20 protein-coding genes are annotated in these 21,578 nt (G+C 46.7%); 6 read left to right on the top strand and 14 right to left on the bottom strand.

Features of this window, described 5'->3' with window-relative positions:
- The first annotated feature begins 1 nt into the window (after position 1).
- The 3 genes from AC51G0_RS20280 to AC51G0_RS20270 all read left to right on the top strand — a co-directional run bounded on the left by AC51G0_RS20280 (position 2) and on the right by AC51G0_RS20270 (position 2,796).
- On the top strand, positions 2-1,045 hold the full coding sequence (locus tag AC51G0_RS20280) for a 4Fe-4S dicluster domain-containing protein (RefSeq protein WP_496303460.1): 1,044 nt from the start codon (positions 2-4) through the stop codon (positions 1,043-1,045).
- Entirely contained in the window at positions 1,038-1,892 is an 855-nt protein-coding gene (locus AC51G0_RS20275) for an FAD/NAD(P)-binding protein (protein WP_496303459.1), read from the top strand. Before AC51G0_RS20280 ends, AC51G0_RS20275 begins: the two co-directional genes overlap by 8 nt.
- 175 nt (positions 1,893-2,067) lie before the next feature.
- Positions 2,068-2,796 carry a carbonic anhydrase gene (locus tag AC51G0_RS20270; protein WP_496303458.1) on the top strand — a complete coding sequence of 243 codons (729 nt, stop codon included), beginning with the start codon at positions 2,068-2,070 and terminating at the stop codon, positions 2,794-2,796.
- 175 nt (positions 2,797-2,971) lie between these two features.
- Here AC51G0_RS20270 and AC51G0_RS20265 read toward each other — a convergent pair whose 3' ends face one another.
- The 11 genes from AC51G0_RS20265 to AC51G0_RS20215 all read right to left on the bottom strand — a co-directional run bounded on the left by AC51G0_RS20265 (position 2,972) and on the right by AC51G0_RS20215 (position 13,314).
- Entirely contained in the window at positions 2,972-3,268 is a 297-nt protein-coding gene (locus AC51G0_RS20265) for a GFA family protein (RefSeq protein WP_496303457.1), read from the bottom strand.
- A gap of 164 nt (positions 3,269-3,432) precedes the next feature.
- Positions 3,433-3,567, bottom strand: coding sequence for a hypothetical protein (locus AC51G0_RS20260; RefSeq protein WP_496303456.1), 135 nt, complete (start codon positions 3,565-3,567; stop codon positions 3,433-3,435).
- 98 nt (positions 3,568-3,665) lie between these two features.
- Entirely contained in the window at positions 3,666-4,091 is a 426-nt protein-coding gene (locus tag AC51G0_RS20255) for a phasin-related domain-containing protein (RefSeq protein WP_496303455.1), read from the bottom strand.
- A gap of 246 nt (positions 4,092-4,337) precedes the next feature.
- On the bottom strand, positions 4,338-4,787 hold the full coding sequence (locus AC51G0_RS20250) for a dCMP deaminase family protein (protein WP_496303454.1): 450 nt from the start codon (positions 4,785-4,787) through the stop codon (positions 4,338-4,340).
- A gap of 104 nt (positions 4,788-4,891) precedes the next feature.
- On the bottom strand, positions 4,892-7,351 hold the full coding sequence (ppsA, locus tag AC51G0_RS20245; protein WP_496303453.1) for a phosphoenolpyruvate synthase: 2,460 nt from the start codon (positions 7,349-7,351) through the stop codon (positions 4,892-4,894).
- A gap of 35 nt (positions 7,352-7,386) precedes the next feature.
- A complete protein-coding gene (locus AC51G0_RS20240) occupies positions 7,387-7,632 on the bottom strand; it encodes an acyl carrier protein (protein WP_496303452.1) in 246 nt (81 codons plus the stop codon).
- Positions 7,629-8,840 carry a dihydrolipoamide acetyltransferase family protein gene (locus AC51G0_RS20235; protein ID WP_496303451.1) on the bottom strand — a complete coding sequence of 404 codons (1,212 nt, stop codon included), beginning with the start codon at positions 8,838-8,840 and terminating at the stop codon, positions 7,629-7,631. Before AC51G0_RS20235 ends, AC51G0_RS20240 begins: the two co-directional genes overlap by 4 nt.
- Complete coding sequence (locus AC51G0_RS20230) at positions 8,840-9,823, bottom strand: alpha-ketoacid dehydrogenase subunit beta (protein ID WP_496303450.1); 984 nt, start codon at positions 9,821-9,823, stop codon at positions 8,840-8,842. The genes AC51G0_RS20235 and AC51G0_RS20230 overlap by 1 nt, the downstream gene beginning before the upstream one ends.
- A 35-nt stretch (positions 9,824-9,858) precedes the next feature.
- Complete coding sequence (gene pdhA, locus AC51G0_RS20225) at positions 9,859-10,842, bottom strand: pyruvate dehydrogenase (acetyl-transferring) E1 component subunit alpha (protein WP_496303449.1); 984 nt, start codon at positions 10,840-10,842, stop codon at positions 9,859-9,861.
- Positions 10,839-12,596: an acetate--CoA ligase gene (gene acsA, locus AC51G0_RS20220; RefSeq protein ID WP_496303448.1), complete on the bottom strand. Its 1,758-nt coding sequence runs from the start codon at positions 12,594-12,596 to the stop codon at positions 10,839-10,841. The genes pdhA and acsA overlap by 4 nt, the downstream gene beginning before the upstream one ends.
- Before the next feature lie 289 nt (positions 12,597-12,885).
- Positions 12,886-13,314, bottom strand: coding sequence for a carboxymuconolactone decarboxylase family protein (locus AC51G0_RS20215; protein ID WP_496303447.1), 429 nt, complete (start codon positions 13,312-13,314; stop codon positions 12,886-12,888).
- 134 nt (positions 13,315-13,448) lie between these two features.
- Here AC51G0_RS20215 and AC51G0_RS20210 point away from each other — a divergent pair, with 134 nt between their 5' ends.
- A complete protein-coding gene (locus tag AC51G0_RS20210; RefSeq protein WP_496303445.1) occupies positions 13,449-14,336 on the top strand; it encodes a LysR substrate-binding domain-containing protein in 888 nt (295 codons plus the stop codon).
- A gap of 6 nt (positions 14,337-14,342) precedes the next feature.
- On the opposite strand, the gene AC51G0_RS20205 is transcribed toward AC51G0_RS20210, so the two are convergent.
- The gene (locus AC51G0_RS20205) at positions 14,343-15,269 is read right to left on the bottom strand and encodes a LysR family transcriptional regulator (protein ID WP_496303444.1); all 927 of its coding nucleotides are present in this window, start codon (positions 15,267-15,269) and stop codon (positions 14,343-14,345) included.
- A gap of 118 nt (positions 15,270-15,387) precedes the next feature.
- Between AC51G0_RS20205 and AC51G0_RS20200 the strand changes: the two genes are divergently transcribed.
- Both AC51G0_RS20200 and AC51G0_RS20195 read left to right on the top strand, forming a co-directional pair.
- Positions 15,388-15,744, top strand: coding sequence for a DoxX family protein (locus tag AC51G0_RS20200; protein WP_496303443.1), 357 nt, complete (start codon positions 15,388-15,390; stop codon positions 15,742-15,744).
- A 143-nt stretch (positions 15,745-15,887) separates the two neighbouring features.
- Positions 15,888-16,607, top strand: coding sequence for an SDR family NAD(P)-dependent oxidoreductase (locus AC51G0_RS20195; RefSeq protein WP_496303442.1), 720 nt, complete (start codon positions 15,888-15,890; stop codon positions 16,605-16,607).
- Positions 16,608-16,693: 86 nt separating this feature from the next.
- Here AC51G0_RS20195 and AC51G0_RS20190 read toward each other — a convergent pair whose 3' ends face one another.
- Both AC51G0_RS20190 and AC51G0_RS20185 read right to left on the bottom strand, forming a co-directional pair.
- Positions 16,694-17,845, bottom strand: a complete 1,152-nt coding sequence (locus tag AC51G0_RS20190) for a S41 family peptidase (protein ID WP_496303441.1) — start codon at positions 17,843-17,845, stop codon at positions 16,694-16,696.
- A 205-nt stretch (positions 17,846-18,050) separates the two neighbouring features.
- Entirely contained in the window at positions 18,051-21,554 is a 3,504-nt protein-coding gene (locus AC51G0_RS20185) for an Ig-like domain-containing protein (RefSeq protein ID WP_496303440.1), read from the bottom strand.
- Positions 21,555-21,578: the final 24 nt, after the last annotated feature.

Below are 21,578 nucleotides of genomic sequence, written 5' to 3'. Positions count from 1 at the left end.
AATGCAGCAATACTTGCTAGAATCACTTCAGGAGCTGCAAGCGCATTTGTCCCGCTCTCGTCAGTTTTATCAGGTGGTTGATGATGGCGGGGCCCCATATTGGCAGCAGATTGAACAAGATATATTCCCGCTATTAACCCATCAAATGCCATTGAGTTCAGCCAAGGGCTTTTTCTTTGCCGAGCAGGAGCCGTTGTATGTTTTTGACGGCCAGTTTTTCCGCGAGACCATTCCAGAACCCGATCCTTTTGTGCTGTTTGGTGTGCTGAGTTGTGACTTGATGGCCATTCATTATCAGGACATTTTCTTCGAACAGGATCCCTATTATCAGGCGCGTCGTCGGCAGGGACTGTTGGTCGGTATCGACTGCGTGCAACCCTGCAGCGAGGGCTTCTGTTACTTGGTTAATGCCGGGCCAGGCGTAAGAGATGAAACGGCTGATCTGATTTTGCACCCGCTGGCTGATGGTCGTTGGTTACTGGTAGCGATCACGGCTTTGGGTAAAGAGTCAATCAATGGCCTGCCACTAACGCCAGCTTCTGCCCATGATATCAGTTTACGTTGGGATAACTTGAGTCATTGCGAACAACAGTTTGAAGACCACTCTTATATCAGCACTGGTATCAACAAGCTCAATGCTGACGATATTCCAGCTTCTTTTTGGCAGCAAGTCGGGGTTCAGTGCCTGGGATGTTCCGGTTGTACGACGTTGTGCCCGACATGTTCTTGTTATGGTACTCAAGATCAGCGTCTCCAGGAGTCAGCCACTTTAGAACCGAAAGAAGAAAGTTCTGAGCAAGTTAACCAGCAAGTACGGTTCTGGGATTCCTGCTTATATGAAGGGTTCCAGCGTGAAGCCAGCTTTCATAATCCGGCCGAGCAGGCAGGGGATCGTGTCAAACGCTTCTGGTATCACAAGTTCAGTGATGATTTCCTCCCGGAATTTGGTCGATACGGCTGCATAGGATGTGGTCGCTGCGAACGAACCTGCCCAGGTGTAATTGGTGTCCATTCGATAATGAAAAGGATCGTCGACGATGCATAGCCTTACTCCTTCAGCCGTACAACTAGTTGATTTTTATGATGATGGCGAGAATACCCGGCATTTTCATTTCCGGTTGCTAGCGGAACCTAAAGTCACAAGCCACGACCACCATGGCCGATGGCAACAAGCCCAAACCGGGCAGTTTTTCATGCTGAATGTACCAAGCCTTGGTGAAGCCCCTTTTAGCTTCACCGAAGCGCCTGATGAAAATGGTGACTTTCGAGCCTTGATCCGTCGTATGGGGACGGTGACATCAGCATTGTTTGAATTGCAGGCCGGGCAGATCCTGGGAGCTCGGGGCCCCTTTGGCATCGGTTGGCCCATGGATGAAATTATCAATAAGCGGATTTTAGCGGTCGGCGGGGGTTGTGGCTTGGCTCCGTTGGTCAGTGTCGTCAACCAGCTGATTGAACAACAGAATTACACTCAACTAACTGTTGTGTATGGTGCCCGCACTCGTCAGGCACAGATGCTGAACCCCGAACGAGAACGCTGGCAACATATCATTCCTGTCTACAATACCATTGAAGATGGCGCCACTAACGGCGGTGACAACGAATATAACGGCACGCCGAGCGATATCATGCCGACAGTCCTCGACAGCTTTGGTGAGTTGCCTGAGGTTGTATTGCTTGCTGGCCCAGAGGCGATGATGTATTCAATGGCCGAATATCTGGCAGCGTATGGTGTTTCTGATCATTCAATCTATTTGTCCATTGAGCGCCGAATGCACTGTGCTGTAGGGACATGCGGTCATTGCTATGTAAAAAGCAAATATGTTTGTACTGACGGCCCCACTTTTCGTTGGGATAAATTACAGGAATATATGGAGCAAGAGCCCGAATAATGGGTCAGCTGTTTATCGGTGTATTTGTTTAGGAATAATAACCGTAGTGAGTTTATTTGCTATTGGGTTTGGCTTGAAAGGCATAAACCTTAGATTTCACAATGAGTTAGTTGACAGCTACATTTGTTTTTATATTTTATAGTGATTCTTAATATCAAACCGATAAGGTAAAAAAATGAAAAAGACACAGTTGGCTATAGCTTCGTTAAGTTTTTTGCTTTCTTGTTCAGCCTTGGCTGCCGAAGGTAAATGGGACTATACAGGTGAACATGGTGTAGAGCACTGGGGTGATACCTACCCAACATGTGCTGAAGGTAGTAACCAAAGCCCAGTTAATATTACTCAGTCCGTTGAAGCTGAGTTGCTGCCATTGGATATTCAATATCAAGGTAGAGTGTCTGCACTGACGAATAATGGTCATACCGTTCAGGCCGAAGTGGAAGGGTTAAATACTCTGTTGGTCGATGGTAAGTCTTTTGAGTTGAAGCAATTTCATTTCCATACACCATCTGAGAATTTTATCAAAAACAAACAGTATCCACTTGAAGCTCACTTTGTTCATGCCGATGAAAAAGGTAATTTAGCGGTAGTGGCAGTAATGTTCAAAGCCGATCCTGCCTACAATAAAGGTTTGTCCAAATTGCTAGCAGTAGTACCTTCTGCTCACGATGAGGTTGAGTTGGAGGCCGAGGTTAAACCAAGTCAACTGTTGCCAGACACCGAGCACTACTACCGCTTTAGTGGTTCTTTAACCACACCACCATGCAGTGAGGGCGTTCGCTGGTTCGTTCTACAAGAGTCAGTGCCGGCTTCGAGCAAACGAATCTCTATGCTAAATGAGGCAATGGGCAAAAATAACCGACCATTACAACCTTTGAATGCACGTGTAGTTGTCGAGAAATAACCTCAGCGACTTTTGATATAGCTCCATTGAAGAGGGAGCTATATTAATGTCCTCATTCTGAATCGGTTACGCATTTCCTGTCGGCCCTTCCTCATATTGTTCCACACCTTCAGGCATTATCTCCCATTGCGCTTTTGAACCAACATACAGATGCATTCCAATTTCAATGTCAGGATCACCATTTACACAGCCTAATGTAACCTGAAAGATCTCTCCATTGTAAATTGTGCATACGGTAGACTGAACATACTTTGCAGAACTGCAATCCATAGTTATGCTCTCCAACATAAGAACTTAACAAGTTCTCTCCAGATAACCATTCAAATTCGCTTGGTTCTACAAATGCGGATGTAGATGCTTGGGCATTAAAAGCTTTTCGACACCTTGAGCAGTGACAGGATCGAGCATCTCGAAGCTTGCCTTCAATTTTGTATTTTACTGCTCCACAAAAGCACTCGCCCGTTATTGCCATTTGATACTCCATTTTGTATTGAGTGTAGTCAGCGTTTCATGCTGGTTGGCAGTTTAACAAAAGTCTGACAAATGTTGTGTTAGAAAGTCTTTTTATACTGGGGAATATTATTGGCAGCGGCGATTTTGCGGAGTTCGGTTTTTTGATATTGCTCTAGCTTTGGATTACTTTTTCTTTTTATGCTTGTGAATAAGCTTTTTGATTAATCGACGAACCTGGATTGGTATCTTTTTATCACTCATAAAAGCACCATCTTTTTGAAAGGTTTCTCCAGTGAAATCATGGATGCTTGCCGCCACGCTCCCCCTCCATGGTAGTTAGAATTGTCACGGCCCAACTTATCGTTTGTAAGTTGGGCGATGCTATATGAAGGGGCAGGCTATGATCTGACTAAATGCTAGTCCAGAGTGGCAACAGCATCTTCTTTTGCAACGTTAGATTTAGCGGTCTTCTTTGTCGCTGGCTTAGTATTCTCTTGCTTGCGAGCTAATAACACCTCAATGTTTGCAGTGAGTTGATCGATTTTATCATCAACACGATCGATATGCTCATTGTCGAGGCCCACAAATTTTTGCATCATTTGATGTACGCGCTCTTCAATCGCAACAGAAGTGTGGCTATGGTTAGTATGTAGGCGTTCCTTCGTATTTGACTCAACAACACGACCCTGTTCAACTAATTCATCAAATAGGCTTTTGTTTTTTTCTGATAACTTGTTTACTTCTTCAGTGCTTTTTGCATATGCACCTAACCCTGCTAACCAGATCTTATGCAGTTTTTTCTCTTTGGCTGTCTCTTCAGTTGCTTGTTTAAGTGTGTCCATGATTATGCCCTCATTAATATTGAATACTCTGTCAGCCAGTGGTTATTGCCTGACTGCTTATATATAGAATAAGAATTTCAATTAGAGTTTTCACACTAAAATGGCAATTTAATGTGGGAGGGGGCTCATGTAACCACTGGAGTTTTGTTTCAGGCCGAAAAGCAATTCAGGTTACGCAGTCTAAATTTGAAGTAGAAACGAGCAATGCTTCAACATTACTCGTTTGGGTATAGGGGAGCTTGTCAATTACTGCTTGGACAGCTCGTCAAGCGGTAACCAGTTAACAGCAACGCCAGCTTGAGTAAACATATCTTGGCTGACCTTGATCTTATCTCCCCAGCGAGAAAGGAAATCTTCTGTTTGCTCAGGGCAGTGTACTGTCGAAATACCGGTTTGAATAATCTTGGCCGCACAGTTAGGACAAGGGAAATGAGTCACCCAGATATCGCAGTTTGCCAAGTCGCGTTTGGCGAACAGAATTGCATTCTCTTCAGCATGAAGCGTTTTAAGCAATTTCATATCGCGATCATCTGTGTCCGCACTATCAGAAATACCATGCGGATAACCATTGAACCCTACCGATACAATACGGTTGCCTTCTGTGATCACAGCGCCCACTTGCGTCGAGGGATCTTTACTCCAAGAGCCTACCAATTCGGCCATTTGAAAAAAACGCGCAGCCCACTTAGAAATCATGCTCTTTACCTTTTTTTATTGATATCCGCTATTTTGCAGAACTTAGCAGATCTCCTCAAGGCAAATATGTAACTCCCTGTTGACATCAGATGTCTTGAATACAGTTATTTCCTTTTCTGTTCGGCCATTGCTACCTGCTGACAGCCGTTGGCGACTGAATCTGGGTTTAGCGAAATAGAGTCAATTCCGCAATTGACCAGAAACTCTGCAAATTCAGGGTGATCTGAAGGGGCCTGACCACAGATCCCGACTTTGCAGCCATATTGGTGGGCGACCTTAATGACTTGGGCTATCATGTTTTTTACCGCATCATCACGCGCATCAAACAGTGGCTTTAACTCTGCAGAGTCGCGATCAATACCTAATACCAGCTGGGTTAAATCATTACTGCCAATGGAGAAGCCATCAAAACGTTGGGCAAACCGATCGGCTAGGATGACGTTGGATGGGATTTCGCACATCACATAGACCTGTAGGCCGTTGATACCACGTTTCAGGCCAGCTTCTGCCATAACGTCCAACACTTTATCGGCCTCGCCAGTGGTGCGGCAAAATGGGATCATCACAATGATGTTGCTAAAGCCCATTTCCTGCCGAGCTTTGAGAATGGCCTTGCATTCTAGCTTGAAGGCTTCGCGGTATAAGGGGTGGTAATAGCGCGATGCCCCCCTTAAACCCAGCATTGGGTTTTCTTCTGAGAGTTCGAAAGATTCGCCGCCGAGTAAGCCTCGATACTCGTTTGATTTGAAATCCGACATTCGGACAATGACGGGTTTCGGATACTGCGAAGCAGCAATCTTTCCAATACCTAGTGCTAAGTTATCAACGAAATAATCGGGCAGGCAAGTGTAACCCTGTGTCAGTTGACCAATTTTGTCTCGGGTTGCTGGATCGGATACTTGATCGGGATGGAGCAGTGCCATCGGATGAATACAGATCTGACTGGAAATAATGAATTCGATTCGGGTTAAGCCAATCCCAGCCACCGGTAACTGCCACCAGCGAAATATTCCATCTGGCATGGCCGCATTGATCATAATGTCCGTTTGGGTTTTTGGAATATCATCCAGGTTTACCTGTTTGGTTTCGAAATCGAGGATCCCTTCATACACTTTGCCGATAGCGCCACCCGCACAGCTTAATGTGATTTCTTGTCCACTCTTCAATTCTTGGGTCGCTTTTTCGGTACCGACAATGGCAGGTACTTTTAGCTCTCGGCTGACAATCGCAGCATGGCTGGTGGGGCCGCCGGTATCAGTAATGATGCCTGATGCTTTGCGCATTAGCGGAACCCAGTCAGGATCAGTACGTTCGGTGACAAGAATGGCTCCCTCTGGGAACTGGCTGATGTCATCAGGGTGCTGAATTTGAAATACTTCACCTGTGGCAATCGCACTGCCGACACTCGCACCTTCTAATAGGAGAGTGGATTTTTCTTTTAAGGTGTAATTGACCAAGACGGCGGTGTCTTTGAGCGATTCCACGGTTTCAGGACGAGCCTGTACTAGGTACAGCTGCTGGCTGCGACTGTCTTTGGCCCACTCCATATCCATTGGGCAGCCATAATGGCATTCAATAATCACTGCCCAGCGAGCCAATATAAGTACTTCATGATCAGTTAAAACATAAGATCTTTGCTCAGTTTGGTCTGTTGCTATCGTTTGCGTAGATTCAGTGGCGACGAATTTTCCAGTGTGGCTAAGGCCTTCCGAGGAGAGCGGAGAACTTGAATAGATCATTTTTTGCAACTTACTGCCGAGCTGTTTTTCTATCACTGGATTTAAGGCTGCGTTCTTCAGCAATGGTTTGTAGACCATGAACCGATCGGGCGTTACGCTGCCTTTGACAATTGTTTCTCCCAACCCCCATGACCCATTAATAATCACGGTATCGGGAAACCCCGTTTCGGTATCGAGGCTGAACATCACGCCTGCTGCTTTGGACTCAATCATTTGCTGTATCCCGACAGACAGGGCAACCTGCTGATGTTCAAAGCCCTGCTCTTGGCGATAGATAATGGCTCTGTCGGTATAAAGTGATGCAAAGCATAACCGGCAGGCTTCCAGTACCTCGTCTATACCCTGAACGTTAAGGTAGCTTTCCTGCTGCCCGGCAAAGCTGGCTTCGGGGAGATCCTCTGCCGTGGCAGAGCTTCTGACGGCAACGCTTAGATTATCGATACCGATACGTTGGCAGAGTTGCTGATATGCTTGGCTGATCGCCTTCTTTTGGTCTTCGTTAAACTCCCCCTGAGAGATAAGCTGCCTGATTGCTGCGCCAGTATCAGGTAATGTTGCGGTCTGGTTGGCCAGGGCATCTAAATGCACTGTGATGGGGGCATCAAGCTTATTCTGGGTGAGAAAATCACGATAGAGCTGGGCGCTAGTGGCAAATCCAGTGGGCACCCGGATGCCCGCTGTTGTCAAATGGCTGATCATCTCGCCCAGGCTGGCATTTTTTCCGCCAACCTGAGCAATATCGGTGACATTGAGTTCGTTGTACCAATAGATAATCTCGGGGTCACGACTATTTTTCTGGGCGTCGTGAGGTAACTGGGCTGCCATATCACAATTCCTTAGCCATCAAGCTGACAGATTTCCTACGTTAATTGGTTGCTTAGGTATTCGAGCATGTTATTTAAGGTTCTTACGTGAGAATAGTCGGCCTCGGGGATACTCACTCCGCAGGATTTTTTTAATACCCCGAGCAGATTAAGGAAATCCATCGAGTCCAGATCGCATTCGTCGCGGATATCTTCATCGGGATCTATTTCACTAGGGTCGATTTCCGGTGCTAGCTGGACAATAGCGCTGATAACCATAGCTTCTATCTTGTCTCGATTCATAACGTGTCCGGCTTTTGTAATTGATTGGATAATGCATTGAGAAATTTGGCCCCTTGGCTGCCATCACTGACTCTGTGATCGGCGCTGAGTGACACATTTATCATGTCACAAATCTTGATCTTGCCGTCTTTCACCTGTGGTAATTGACGGGAACGGCCAAAACCAATAATCGCGACTTGCGGAGGGTAGATCACCCCGAGGAGAGTATCTGAGCCGCGCTCGCCAATACTGGTGACAGTAATCGTGGCGTCGGTGAGTTCGGAGCTGCGAAGTCGTCCTGTTCGGCTTCTGTTTGTGATATCTCGCAGGGCGTTCATCGTGGCATCGAGTGTGAGTGTATTGACATCATGGATTGCTGGCACAACGAGGCCGCCGCCCCTTAGGCTGATTACATTACCAATGTGCACGTTCGGGCTGGAGGCAAAGTGTCCCTCAGAGTAAAAGCCATTAAGGGCTGGAAATTTGGGTAGTACTTTTGCGGTGGCTGCTAACAGTACCGCTAACAGCAAAATTCGATCATCGGGTTCGCGCTTGGCGTTTTCCATTCGTAGCCACTGTGTAACCAGGGATAAGTCTATGTCGAGTGTGAGGTAGTAGTGTGGGATCTTCTGCTTTGACTTCTCCATTGCCTCGGCAATTGCAACACGCATTGCAGGAAGATTATATCCGCTGGGTTTCACTGCTTCAGAGCTGATGGTTGGTGCAGAGCTGGTGTGCTCACTAAGATCTGCAATATCTCTTAATAACACAGCATGATTCGGACCGCTGCCTTTTACCGAGGTTAAATCCCAATGATTTTGTTGGGCAATTCTCCGTACTACCGGAGAGGCGAGAACTCTCTGTCTAACGAGTGAGGTGGTCGAGGTGGTAGTGGTTGGTGGTGTGGGCTGAATATCAGGCTGTTGGGGTTGTACTATCGGTGAAGGCTGTGAAACCTGAGAAGCAGGTTGAACGGTGTCACTGTCTGTTTCAATTCGGGCGAGAACGCTGCCAACAGGAAGGGATACAATTGGTTGAGCCAATATCTGCGAAATGGTGCCGGTATGGTAACTTTCCATATCAATGGCACCTTTATTGGTTTCGATCACCGCGATGATATCGCCTTTATTGACATGATCGCCTTCGCTGATTTGCCACTCAACCAACATGCCATCACGCATGTCAGAGCCAAGTGATGGCATAGTGATATCAATATTTACTTTACTCATTACAAGCCTTCCATCACAGCCTTGGCTGTGCTGACAATCTGTTCGACCTGTGGCAGGGCGGCTTGTTCGAGATGCTGGGGGTAAGGGATGGGCACTTCAGCAGTACAGACCCGCTTGACCGGGGCATCAAGACTCCAGAAAGCCTGCTCCATGATAATTGCACTGATTTCTCCGGCAAGGCTACCTGTGTACCAGCCTTCATCAATGATGACAGCGCGGTGAGTTTTAGTGACGCTGGCAAGTAGGGTGGGCTTATCTATAGGCCTTAGGCAGCGTAAATCGATCACTTCGGCAGAAATACCAGCTTGACCTAGTTGCTCTGCGGCAGCCAGCGCTTTTCTTAGGTTGCCGCCATAGGTGATCAGGCTGATATCGGAGCCCTCTTGTCGAATCAATGCCTGTTCCATGGGGGCTTCGGCATTGTCTGGAACATTTCCCATTTCATTTAATAGCATCACATGTTCGAAAATAAGCACAGGATCCGGGTCGGCGATGGCTTGTCCCAGCATGTACCTGGCATCGCAATGCGTTGCCGGGCTTAAGACCTTGAGACCGGGAATATGAGCGTAGAAGTTTTCCCAGCTGTGGGAATGCTGGGCTGCGAGCTGTCGTCCGGCACCGCAGGCCATGCGGATCACCAGCGGTACGTTGAACTGGCCACCGGACATGTGCCTGAGTGTGGCGGCGGTATTGACTATTTGGTCCATCGCCAGCAGGCTGAAGTTGACCGTCATGACTTCAATAATAGGGCGCATACCACCTAATGCCGTACCGATACCTACGCCGACAAAGCCTGATTCACACAGCGGGGTATCGATTATACGTTCTGCGCCAAATTGGTCTAACAAGCCTTTGCTTACCGCGTAGCAGCCGCCGTAGCGACCGACATCTTCGCCCATCAGAAATACTCGGGGGTCTTTATTGAGGGCATCTTCTAATCCTGCACGTAGTGCCTCTCGATAGCTTAAGGTGCTAGCAGCCATTGTATTTTCCCCTAGTTGTTTCCCCACAGGGTTCGCTATAACTTTCTTGCGCTATATACATCTCGACATAAATCTTCTACTGACTCCCATTCCCCCACTTCTGCAAAATGGATGGCGGCGAGAATTTCCTGTTCGATCTCTTTTTCAATCGCATCCAGCTCGCTGTCCTGAAAATGGTTGTTGTTTCTTAGCCACTGAATTAATTGCCGGACGGGCCCTTTTTCTTCCCAGCGGGTTATCTCTTCTTTGTCACGGTAAAGTTGGCTGTCAAAGCTGGAGTGGCCACGAAAACGGTATGTTTGGCATTCTAAGAAGTATGGTTTTTGTTCTTTGTGAATGTATGCTGTGGCTTCGAGCGCCGCAGCTTCGACATCAACCACATTCATGCCATCGACTTGGGCCGCGGCGATCCCATAGCTTTCGGCTTTCTTGGCAATATTGGTTTCTGACTCAGAGAGTGTCAGCGCAGTACCCATTGCGTAGCGGTTGTTTTCACAAACAAAGAGCACCGGAAGCTGCCACAAGGCGGCGAGGTTGAGGCTTTCATGAAATTCACCTTCGGCGACGGCACCTTCGCCAAAAAAGCAGGCGGTAATGGCTGGGCGATGTGATTTTTTATTGGCCATTGCCAACCCGGCCGCCAGCGGCAATCCGCCACCGACAATGGCGTTACCTCCATAAAACTGCAGCGCTTTATCAAATAGGTGCATTGAGCCACCGCGTCCTCGGCTGCAGCCTGTCGTTCGGCCGTACATTTCGGCCAGTATGCTACCCATAGTGAGCCCACGGGCAAGTGCATGCCCATGTTCTCGGTAGGTTGCGACCACTTGGTCTTCACCTGTCAGGGCGCTCATCGCACCCACGGCCACCGCTTCCTCACCTATGTACAGGTGTAAAAAGCCACGAATTTTTTCCAGAGCATAGAGCTCAGCACATTTTTCTTCAAAGCGACGGATCCGTAGCATTTGTTTTAGCTGATGTAACAGGTGATTACGGTTGATGTGGAGTCGGCTAGTCATTGTTCATCGCTCTCCAGGGTCGATATATCTCCTTCGGGCAGCCCAAGCTCCCGCGCCTTGAGCAAGCGCCGCATAATTTTTCCGCTGCGTGTTTTGGGCAAGTTGTTACGAAAGACAATTTCCTTGGGAGCGACGGCAGCACCGAGCCGCTTGCGGGCAAAGCCCTGCAAGGATTTGAGTACTTCGTCATTGGGGGTAATACCCGGCTTTAGGGTGACAAATGCTTTGACGATTTGCCCGGCGATCGGATCGGGTTTTCCAATGACGCCAACTTCTGCAACAGCTTCGTGCTCCATAAGCGCGCTCTCGACTTCGAACGGACCAATCAAATGGCCGGATGATTTGATTAAGTCGTCTTTACGCCCGACGAACCAGAAATAGCCATCTTTGTCCCGCATTGCCAGATCACCGCTTAAGTACCAACCACCTTTGAAGCAGCTTTGGTATTTCTCATCCTGATTCAGGTAGCTGCGAAACATTGATGGCCATTTGGGCTTGATGGCCAGCTCTCCGGTCTCCATTGGTGTGGTAACGACTTCAAGTTTCCCGCTGTCATCGTGGTTGACGATAGCAGCTTCGATGCCCGGCAAAGGCTGCCCCATCGAGCCGGGTTTGACGGCCTGACTGGCAAAATTGGCAATCATGATGCCGCCTGTTTCGGTTTGCCACCAGTTGTCGTGGAAAGGAATAGCAAACACCTTGTGCCCCCAGATAACGGCTTCGGGATTTAGCGGTTCGCCGACACTGGCAATAAAGCGCAGGTTGGATAAATCGAACTGTTTGTGGATGTCATCTCCAGCTTTCATTAGCATTCGTATCGCTGTTGGCGCGGTATACCAAACGGTCACTTTCTGCTGCTGTAAGAGGCGGTACCAGCGTTCAACATCAAATTCGGCTTCATCGATGATCATGGTAACACCGAGACAAAGCGGCGCGATGATCCCGTAGGAGGTACCGGTCACCCAGCCTGGATCAGCGGTACACCAATAGATATCGGATGGTTGGAGATCAAGGGCGAAAAATGCGGAGTGCTTATGATACTGCACGGCCTGGTGGACATGGACGACACCTTTGGGTTTGCCGGTGGTTCCGCTGGTGAAGTGCAATAGTGCCATGTCCTCTGCTTGAGTCGGCCTGCAGTGAAAATGGGGATCGGCAGAGCTCATCAGATCCTTCAGATCATAACAACCTGCTTCATCACCTTGATCACCATCGATAATTAGAATGGCTTTTAGGTTAGGGAGATCTCGCCACCACGACTTGATCTTTTTTCTGTATAGGCTCCTGGTGGTCAGTAAGACGTTGGCTTCACCAATTTCCATTCGAGAGCGGATTGGCTCAGGGCCAAAGGCGGAAAATAACGGGGTAAACACGCACCCAGCTTTTAGTGTCCCCAACGCAGCGATATACAGCTCAGGACGACGTCCTGCCAGGCTGAATATCCGGGCTCCGGGGGAGCATCCCAATCCTTTAAGTACGCTGGCGAAGCGGCTTGTTTGTTCGCTTAACTCACGGTAGCTGTAGTCAACAGTTTGATCATCCTTACTGATCCACCGAATGGCAATTTTGTCGGCTGTCGGGGTTTTAAGGTGGCAATCAAGGGCTTCGTAGCAGATGTTTAAACCACCCTCTGGCAGCCCCTTGAGCGGTGCTCCAGCAGGATGAGACCAATCAAACGTGGCATAACATTGTTGATAGTTATCCATATTGACCGCTGGTATATGGGGGGGCTTTTGAATGATTGATTCCGTCATCTGTCTTCCCGGTGAATGTATAGCGTTAGCCTGCATGATAACGGCATATAACCGTTTATTTGACAGCCCTTGTGCGCCCGCGAATGTGATGTCGGCTTAAGCTGACTACGCAAAATTGAACGGCTTGCTAATGAAATAGCTTGGTATATTCACAGCGACTTCGCAATCGCATAGTTGAGAGGTGAAGTCGGTGCTGGTGCTTGAAAATGTTCAAAGTCCGGCTTTGTTTAGAGCCGGACTTTATTGGGGCAGCTATTTGTCGTTACAGAAAAACTCGGGGAAGTTTGTTTTATTGAACGTGTGTTGCGATAGCAATACGGTTCCATGCATTGATGGTAGCGATAGTCATGATTAGCTGGGCAATGCCTATTTCATCAAAATGATGGCTTAGTTGAGAATATGTTTCGTTGCGCACACCAGTGTGGGATATCAGTGTCACTTCTTCAGTCAATGCCAATACCGCTCTTTCATTGTCAGAAAATAACGGGGATTCTTTCCATGCGGATAGGGCCAGAAGTCGCTCGGCACTTTCACCATGAGCCTGTGCAGATTGGGAGTGCATTTGGATACAGAAAGCACAGCCATTAATTTGCGAGGAGCGCGTTTTAATCAGTTCGATTAGTCGGGGAGGGAGTGTGGTTTCGCTTAGGTATTTCTCTAGTCCAAACATTGCAGCATAAGCGTTTGGCTGTGTTTTTTGAATGTTCACGCGTGTCATGGTTATTTCTCCAACGGTGTTTGATGCTTAATCCTTAGTGTTTCTGAGGTTCATCTTAGAGCTGCACAAAGATGACATAAATGTATACTTAGCTATTTCACTGTTGCTGTTATGACAATAATGAAGAGGCGAGCGTGGTTAAATTAGATGAGCTGAAGATCTTTATTGCTATCGTTGAGACTGGAAGTTTTAATCAAGCAGCCAGTCAACTAAACATTGCGGCATCCGTTGTGAGCCGAAGTATCAAACGGCTTGAGAGCGGACTCAGGACAACGTTATTCAATCGGACCACGAGAAAGATTAGTTTGACGGAAGAAGGGCGCTGGCTATTGGCTAAAGCCCGAACGATAACTGACACGCTAGAAGACGTTAACATTCATTTTAAAGATAATAAAAATGCCTCTGAGGGAGAATTGAGGGTTGATGCCGCCACGCCATTTGCCTTGCATACCATCGCACCATTTCTTGCCGAGTTCACTTCACGATATCCCAAGATAAATGTGACGTTGGAAAGTAATGAATCAATTATTAACCTTATTGAGCGGAAAGTGGATGTTGCAATACGTGTTGGGCCGCTCGAAAACTCAAGTTTGAAGGCAAGAAAGATTGGTAACACCTCTAGGGTGCTTTATGCTTCACCGGGCTACTTAAGCCAATACGGTATACCTAAAACCGTTGATGATTTGTCCTTGCATCAATGTTTAGGTTTTACTCAACCGGATCAGCTTAACGTTTGGCCATTGATCAATAAGCAGGGGGAATGGGTCTCTATCACACCTTATATGCGTAGTAATAGCGGTGAAACATTAAAACAACTTGCGCTTCATCATAATGGCATTATTTGTGTTTCTAAGTTTTCGGTTGCAAACGAGGTTAAAAGTGGTGAACTGGTACCAGTGCTGAGCAAGTATATTCAGTACCAACCTATTCCTATCTCCGCCGTGTATTACTCTGAACGTTCTGTAAGCCAACGTGTAAGGTGCTTTATTGATTTTCTCTGTGAGAACGTCAATTTTGAATAGTTACGCTTATTTCCTAGTGACTTCGTTCATGCTATCAAAAGCCTCGCTGATCCTATCGCGAATCCATTTGTGTACCTGATCGTTCTGGTGCCTCTCATGCCAAATCCCGCGTATCGTTACGACGGGAAGTGGGAAAGGACACTCTTTTATTTCTAGTCCGTAAAACTGCTGTCCTTGCCTGGCGAGTGATTTGGGTAGGAAAGCAATTAACTGTGAACTCGGCAGTAATGCCAGCTGAGAATTGAGGGTTTCGGTATATAAGCCAATTTGGCGCTTTGGCAGGCCTTCATTTTTACCATAGAGTGCAACAGGGTCATTTTTATCATCTAATAGACTGGACTTGATGTGTGGGTAGCGAAAAATGGCGTTGCTATTCCAGCTTGTTAACACTGGATTGTGTTTGTCGAGCAGGCAAACGAGTTCTTCGTCGGCAAGACGCTTTTGCATAAATCGAGGGTTGGCTTGCAGGCCTGCGCCGATGATCATATCTAACTCGCCATGATCCAATTTTTGATCGCTGCTGTTATCTAAAATCTGCACATCGAAGATGATATTCGGGGCTTTATCATTGATAGCTCTAAAAGCCTTTGCCAGGTAAGTCGCAATGAGAAAGTCATGAGTCTGTATCCTGAAGTGACACTTAGTCGCAGTAAGATCCAGGGTTTTCGGTGCTAGCAGGGTATCGATTTCATCAAGTATGAACCGGAGTTTTCCGGACAATTCTAATGCATAGCTGGTGGGTTCAAGCCCTTTGGCGTTTCGAATAAAAAGTGGATCGTCAAAGACTGTTCGCAATCGGGTTAGGGTATGGCTCATGGCCGACTGGGTGACATTCATTTTTGCTGCTGCTCGCCCGACATGTCTCTCTTCAAGCAGAGCTCTCAATGATTTCAACAAGTTGAGATCGACTTTAGAAATATGATTTCTATTCATAATTATCATTAACCGTAATCACTTCAGCTAATAATGGTGAAGCCGTAAGCTCTTTTCAACCCCTCAATACGATTTAGATCATGATGAATCTCGGGAGATTTTAATGATGGATACCTTAATGACAGTAGTAATTGCATTGCTTTCAGCATTCTTTCTATTTGCGAGCTCAATCAAGTTACTTGGCTGGCAGAAAATGATATTTGAAAAGCAGCTAGAATTCTTCCACTCCTACGGACTCAACCGTCAGATCATGGCATTGGTGGGTGTGGCCGAGCTGTTTGGTGCGGTTGCAATCTGGTTTCAGAGTAGTTTCCTCGGGCCGCTTGGTGCGTTGGCTTTGCTGGGCACCTCTTTGGGGGCTATCTTTTGTCATTTGCGGTTTGATACCTGGAAAGACGGCATTCCAGCGATGGTGACATTATCGTTCTCGGGCATGGTTATATGTTTTTCTCCATTCACTGCACAATGGTTGTAATTAAATAGCCCAAATAACTCAGCCATTTGACTCTATATGTGATTCCTTATTATTGAATATTGTCTATCGACGTATTGATAGCGTATATGGCAATAAATATTATCAACTGAGTCTGTATAACAGCCTATTCAACAGGAATAATAATGAAAACGAATGAAATTAAGACAGCCACAGTAGCGGCATGTTTTTCAGTTACCGCTCAAGAAATTATCAGGCAGCTGATTGAATCAGGTACTCAGGTTGTAGGTTATGGCCGAAAAGGGGATGAACAGCGTGCGGCCGAGCTAGAGCGTAAATATGAGGGTAAGCTGACTGTATTGTTAGGTGACTTAACGATAGGAGAAGAGTGCCAGCAGCTTGTCGCCGAATCATTAGATATTTTGGGCGGTAAGATTGATGTGCATTATCATTGCTCTGGGGTTTTCTCATGGAATAGCTGGGAAGAGGTTCCAGCAGATGAGGTTGATCGTCTGTTTAGTGCCAACTTTACCACGGCATGGACACTCGGCCGCGAACTATTCTCTGCGATGAAATCTAAAGGGGCGGGCTCTATTATGTTCGTCTCGGCGCGAGATACGATCCGTAACATTTCATATGGATTTGGCCCTTATATGGCATCAAAGCTGGCGCTGAATGGCTTGGTTGAAAGCCTCGCAGCAGAAGGTGTTCAGCATGGTATCAAGGTCAATGCAGTACTACCGACAATTATGGATACAGACGTAAACCGCCAAGCTATGCCGGATGTTGACCATAATGACTGGGTTGATCCTGCCCAGTTTGCCGAAATCATGATTGAGCTGACCCAGCCTTCAAAAACAAACTTATCAGGCGCATTAATACCTGTTCAGGGACGGATGTTGTAAGGGTTGGTTATCGTAAGGATGTGAGTTAATTAATGGATACTTTTTGTAGTATCCATTTTTTTAAAAGCGAGTGATGCGTACTGCCGCTAAGGTGTCGTTTGGCAAGCTGGTAGTGCTGTCAGCCATGCTTCTGCGGCGTTAATCGCATTATCAGAAACAGTAATGACATGATGGGGCTCAATGGACTTGCCATAGGTCTGGCCATGGACATCCAGCAGGTCTGCGACTGAGAGCATCATGCTTGCGCCGCCTGAAAGCGGGAAGGCGTTAGCTATCGTCGAAGCGCCGTAGGTCGGTTGTCCAAATCGCGTGGTATTCTCCCTGCCATTAAAGGCTACTACCACAAATTCAGCACCGCTTGCAGTATCACTTCCGGTCAAGACTGCGACAGGTGGTTGTGGCTTCTCTAGCCTGTATGGATTAAGGGCAACAGGAAATACCTGCTGATCAACATTCAACGTTTGCTTGTCCAATATTAACCACTGACTAGCGCCGTCGGCATCCGTTACCCCAGCTAAGCGACCATCGTTAAAAAGAGGGCTTAGTGCACCCATCATAGGAATAGAGTTGCCACCCCAGTTACCACGTAAATCCACAATCCAGCCGCAGGTATTCGGCCCATCGTTCTGCCGGAAAAGCTGGTGGCCTTGATCGGCATAAGCCATCATTACTTGCGGATCTTCACTCGCAAACTCAGGGATCTTGATATAGCCGACCTGCTCGCCAGGCAGAAGCTTGCCTGTCGGTAATTGCTGCTGAAAATCAGCATCAGAAGGTGGAATCACACCACCGTGGCCATCATTGAGTTTGTCGGCTATCAGCCATTGGATCACAGGCCAGAGCTGTTGGCTGGCTTGTGCTGCCCCTGCGCGGTACCAGGCTTCGTTTTTAAGCGAATGCCAATCATGTTGATAACGGTAGAGCGAGGCTTGTTCGATGGTAGCCAATACCGTAGCCATCTCTTGCTTTGCAGCGTCACTGATTGCTAGGCGCTGGCCATTCAAGCAGTCTTCATTGCGGTATTCCCATGCCTGCCAGTCACCTTGATAGGGTTCAGGGGATTCATTTGATGAAGCCCAGCGAGCAGTATAGATTTTACCATTGAAATTCACTTGCTCGTCAGCTTGGTATTGTTGGTTGGCTTGCCAGCTGGCTGGGCAATTAAGGCTTGCCACAGGCATCGCGAAAGCGGTCGTCGCCATGCTGCTGGATAATAGTAAGGATGCCAGTAAGGCCATAATTTACCTCCATGTTGATTGGAAAATCATTATTTTGGTAAGTGCCTGAGTGAATAGAAAGGGGGAGGCGTAGTTTGTGCGAGTCAGTACTGAATTAGCGTTGTTTTATCAACATAGGCTTCAATGAATATGTCTGTCTTGAGCAAAACTAAACAGAAAAGGGCTACCAATGTAGCCCTTAATTATATTTGTGATTCAACAATCATTACTGTGCAGGAGCAGGCTCTGCTGGTTGCTCAGGGTCTACGGGTGGTACGGGATCTACAGGTTGATCCACAACATTAGGTTTGCGCATCTGAAGTAGCCAGTATTTCGTGTTTGCACTACCTTCTTCGCTAAGCACGATGGTATTGCCAAGGTCATAGAGTTTCCAGTCTGTATCGACCGGAACGGGCAGTTGGTACATAAACTTATCGCTTGACCAGTGTCCATTTTCATCACGTACAGCAACACCTTGGTTAAACACAGCAATTAGCTCATTAGGCACATAGACATTGTCGACAGTAAATTGCGTACCATCGTGTATACGAGCTTCTTTGCTATAGTAGCCTTCCAATGTTTTGCCTTGTTTAGCAAAACGTTGATGCTTAACTTTTTGCTCAGTGTTACCGTCGATTTCAACATCAACTATTTCGGCTAACTCGAGTAGATCGTTTTTGTTGCCATCGACAACTCGAGCCGCGCTAAATATCGTGTGACCATCAAGTTTACGAGAAGCAACTGCAAAAACTTTGGTTGTGGATTTAACTACACCATCAGTGAACAGATGTAGCTTAGGCAATGCGGCAATAGAGTCCCATAGCCAATAACCAACGCCATCATAACTACCTATTTTAGAAACTAAGCAGCCAGCTCCGGAGTTTTGCATGGCATCCGTGACGGCGAGACCTAATGTTTCAGTACTTCGACAGAAATATTCTGCATCACCTGGAACAATAAACTCTTGAGTAGTGACTGTTTGAGTATCAAGATCAAATAAACTCAGTACTGGCGGTTTGTAAGGGCTCCAGTTCATACCATCAGTGTCGAGTACTGCAATTTGGGTTTTGTTCGACGGTGTCTGAATTCGAACACCTGGCATTGGGGTCTTATGCTCCCAGCTTTTAGTATCGAAAGAATAAATATACGGTGTAACACCCTTATCAAGATGACCAACGACTAAGTCGCCACCAGGAGTAAAGGCAAAGCTGTCGTAGGTGAAGTTAAACTTGCTATTTGGGAAGCCCGTCATAGTCACTGGTTCAAGGCTACCATCACTTAAGTTATAGCGATAATTTACTTCGTCATTATTGGCGTTGGTGGTTACCAACAGCACATAACCAAAGCTATCACTGATGATTTGATTTGATACCAGAGTATGTCCGGCGAGTACCGGTATTGCTGCCGATTCACCCTGTGCGGTTAGTTGAGTGACATGGATTCCTGCTTGGTCCCCACCGCTAACCTGCCAGAAGCGATACAGCTTGTTATTGCTCACAATTCCCTGCACAAGGGTAACGGTATCACCAATTGGAGCATTACCTTCTAAGGCATTCCATTGGTACACGTTAGCGTTATCAAGAACGTTGACGTTTAGAGTTACCTTACTTGGGTAATCATTTGCAGAAGTGATTGCACCAATCTCGACAAAAATCTGTTGTAGTTCTACTGGTACATCTTCAATAGACAATTTAGTTTCGCCCGCCCGTACGGCACGAATGCGATCTTTGTCTTTATCGAGGTCAGCGATATCAATACCGGATACGTCTGTGTCTCTTCTGAATCCGTAGGATTCGAAATCTAACCCATTGTCTGTTGCGTTAAACAGATGCTCAACACCATTCGAGCGGGTAAATGTAAATCCATACTCGAGGCTGTCGCCTTCACGTAGGGTCATCACACCATCAATAAAACTTGGCGTTGAAGCAATGATCTTCGGTTGGATCACTGTCACCGTTTTTTCAAGTGTAAAGCTTTGGTAGGTGGCAGTAACCACTGACGGGCCTTCTTTGATGCCAGTTGCAACACCATTTTCATCGATAGTCAGGAACTCTGGATTGCTGCTAGTCCAGATAACGTCATCAGTGATAACTTTGACGCTGCCATCATTAAACTCACCGTTGAGCGACAATTGCAGGGTTTCGGCTCGCGAAATAGTGCCATTAGGTAAGTTAAGGCTTACGTTAACCATTTTCGCATCTACGTCAAATTCTTGCGTAGCGCTGAGATCGCCCAAAGTGGCGGTCACTGTTGCTGATCCCACGCCTTTGGCAAGGAATTGGCCGTTGCCTAATGACTCTAGGATATCTGTGTTGCTCGAAGTCCACGTGGCTTCACCGCTAAAGTCAACGACATAGCCATTCTGATGCACGCCTTGTGCAACGACCTGCCATTCGTCCCCAAGATACTGCTGACGTCTATCAAACCCTAAACGCATTGAGGTCAATACGGCTTTGTCAGCATTAAAGCTCACTGTCGCTGTTGCCCCTTGGTATTCTGCCATTAGCGTAATATTAACGGGTTGTACTACCTGCAATTGTCCTTCGTTAAATTTTACCGCACCTTCAGGATAAACAGCCCAACTTGCAAGCGAAGTAACGTCTGTTGTACTGTCATCAGACCATAGGGCGGACACTAATGGCTGTAATTTATCGCCCACCGTTACTCGTTGGCCAATGCCTGTTAGTACGATATTTTCTAACGCAGTTTCTGCCGCTTCAGCAACAAAAGTGATGGTGGCTGAAGCATCTAGATATTTAGTGGTAAGTGAAATGGTTCCAGTTGTTTTAACTTCCCACTTATCTCCACGTTCTACCAATGCGCCAGCAGGATTAACGGTAATCTTGGCCTTATCACTAACATCGGTTGAACTTGCATCTGACCACAGTGCAAAAGTTGATGGGCTCAATAAATCACCGACGCTCACTCTTTGCGGGATCCCAGCAATAATGACATTATCAACAACTGGTTCCACGGGCTCTGCTGGACCAGGGATCACAATGTTATCGTATTTTGGTTCCCACTCAGTAATATCGTCAAAACGGTTTGCTTCTTGATCTAAAAACCATTTGTCAGCAAACAAGGCGTCCCATGCGTCAGCATAAGACACAATATTTAAGCGATACCATTCTTGCCAAGCGGTATCGTCATCCAGTGCACGTAGCCAAACCGTACTATTTTCAAAACCTGCCAACGTTGCTGAATAGTCAATAATAGACTTTAAGCCAACACCAAACCGAATAACTTTTGGCTCAATTTTGCTACGATCCAGCTGTTGGTATGCTTTCCACTCAGTGTCTGTAACAAAGTTATTTTTATCTATATCGGCGATTATATATTCAACCGTTGAAAAGTTTGTAATCAGTGTTTGATTATTCTTCTTTTCTAACGCTTCAGCCAGGCTCGAACCCGCAAATTGGTAGAGAATAATATCATTGCGCTGGGCGTGATACGTGATTTGCTGTGTTTTGATGTTTTCAAAATCAGCAACAGAAATTGAAGCAGTTACAGAATATTGACCATCTTGGTTGGTCACTCCGGATGCGAGAAGAGTTTTACCCGCATAAATAGAAACAGTGGTATCCGCCATTGGGCCGTCATATACCGTTCCGCTAAACGTTATTGTATTTTGCTGACCTTGCTTTGAGTCTGGGATATCATCTGAATCTGATCCCCCACACGCTGTCAACATAGCAATGAGCGGCATACTCATCAAAATTGGCCTATACATTCGTACTCCTTAACATTTATGACG

It is taken from the genome of Photobacterium sp. HL06, assembly GCF_059552575.1.
Note: the sequence above shows the minus strand (reverse complement) of the source record. Positions and strands in the feature narration are given on the sequence as shown.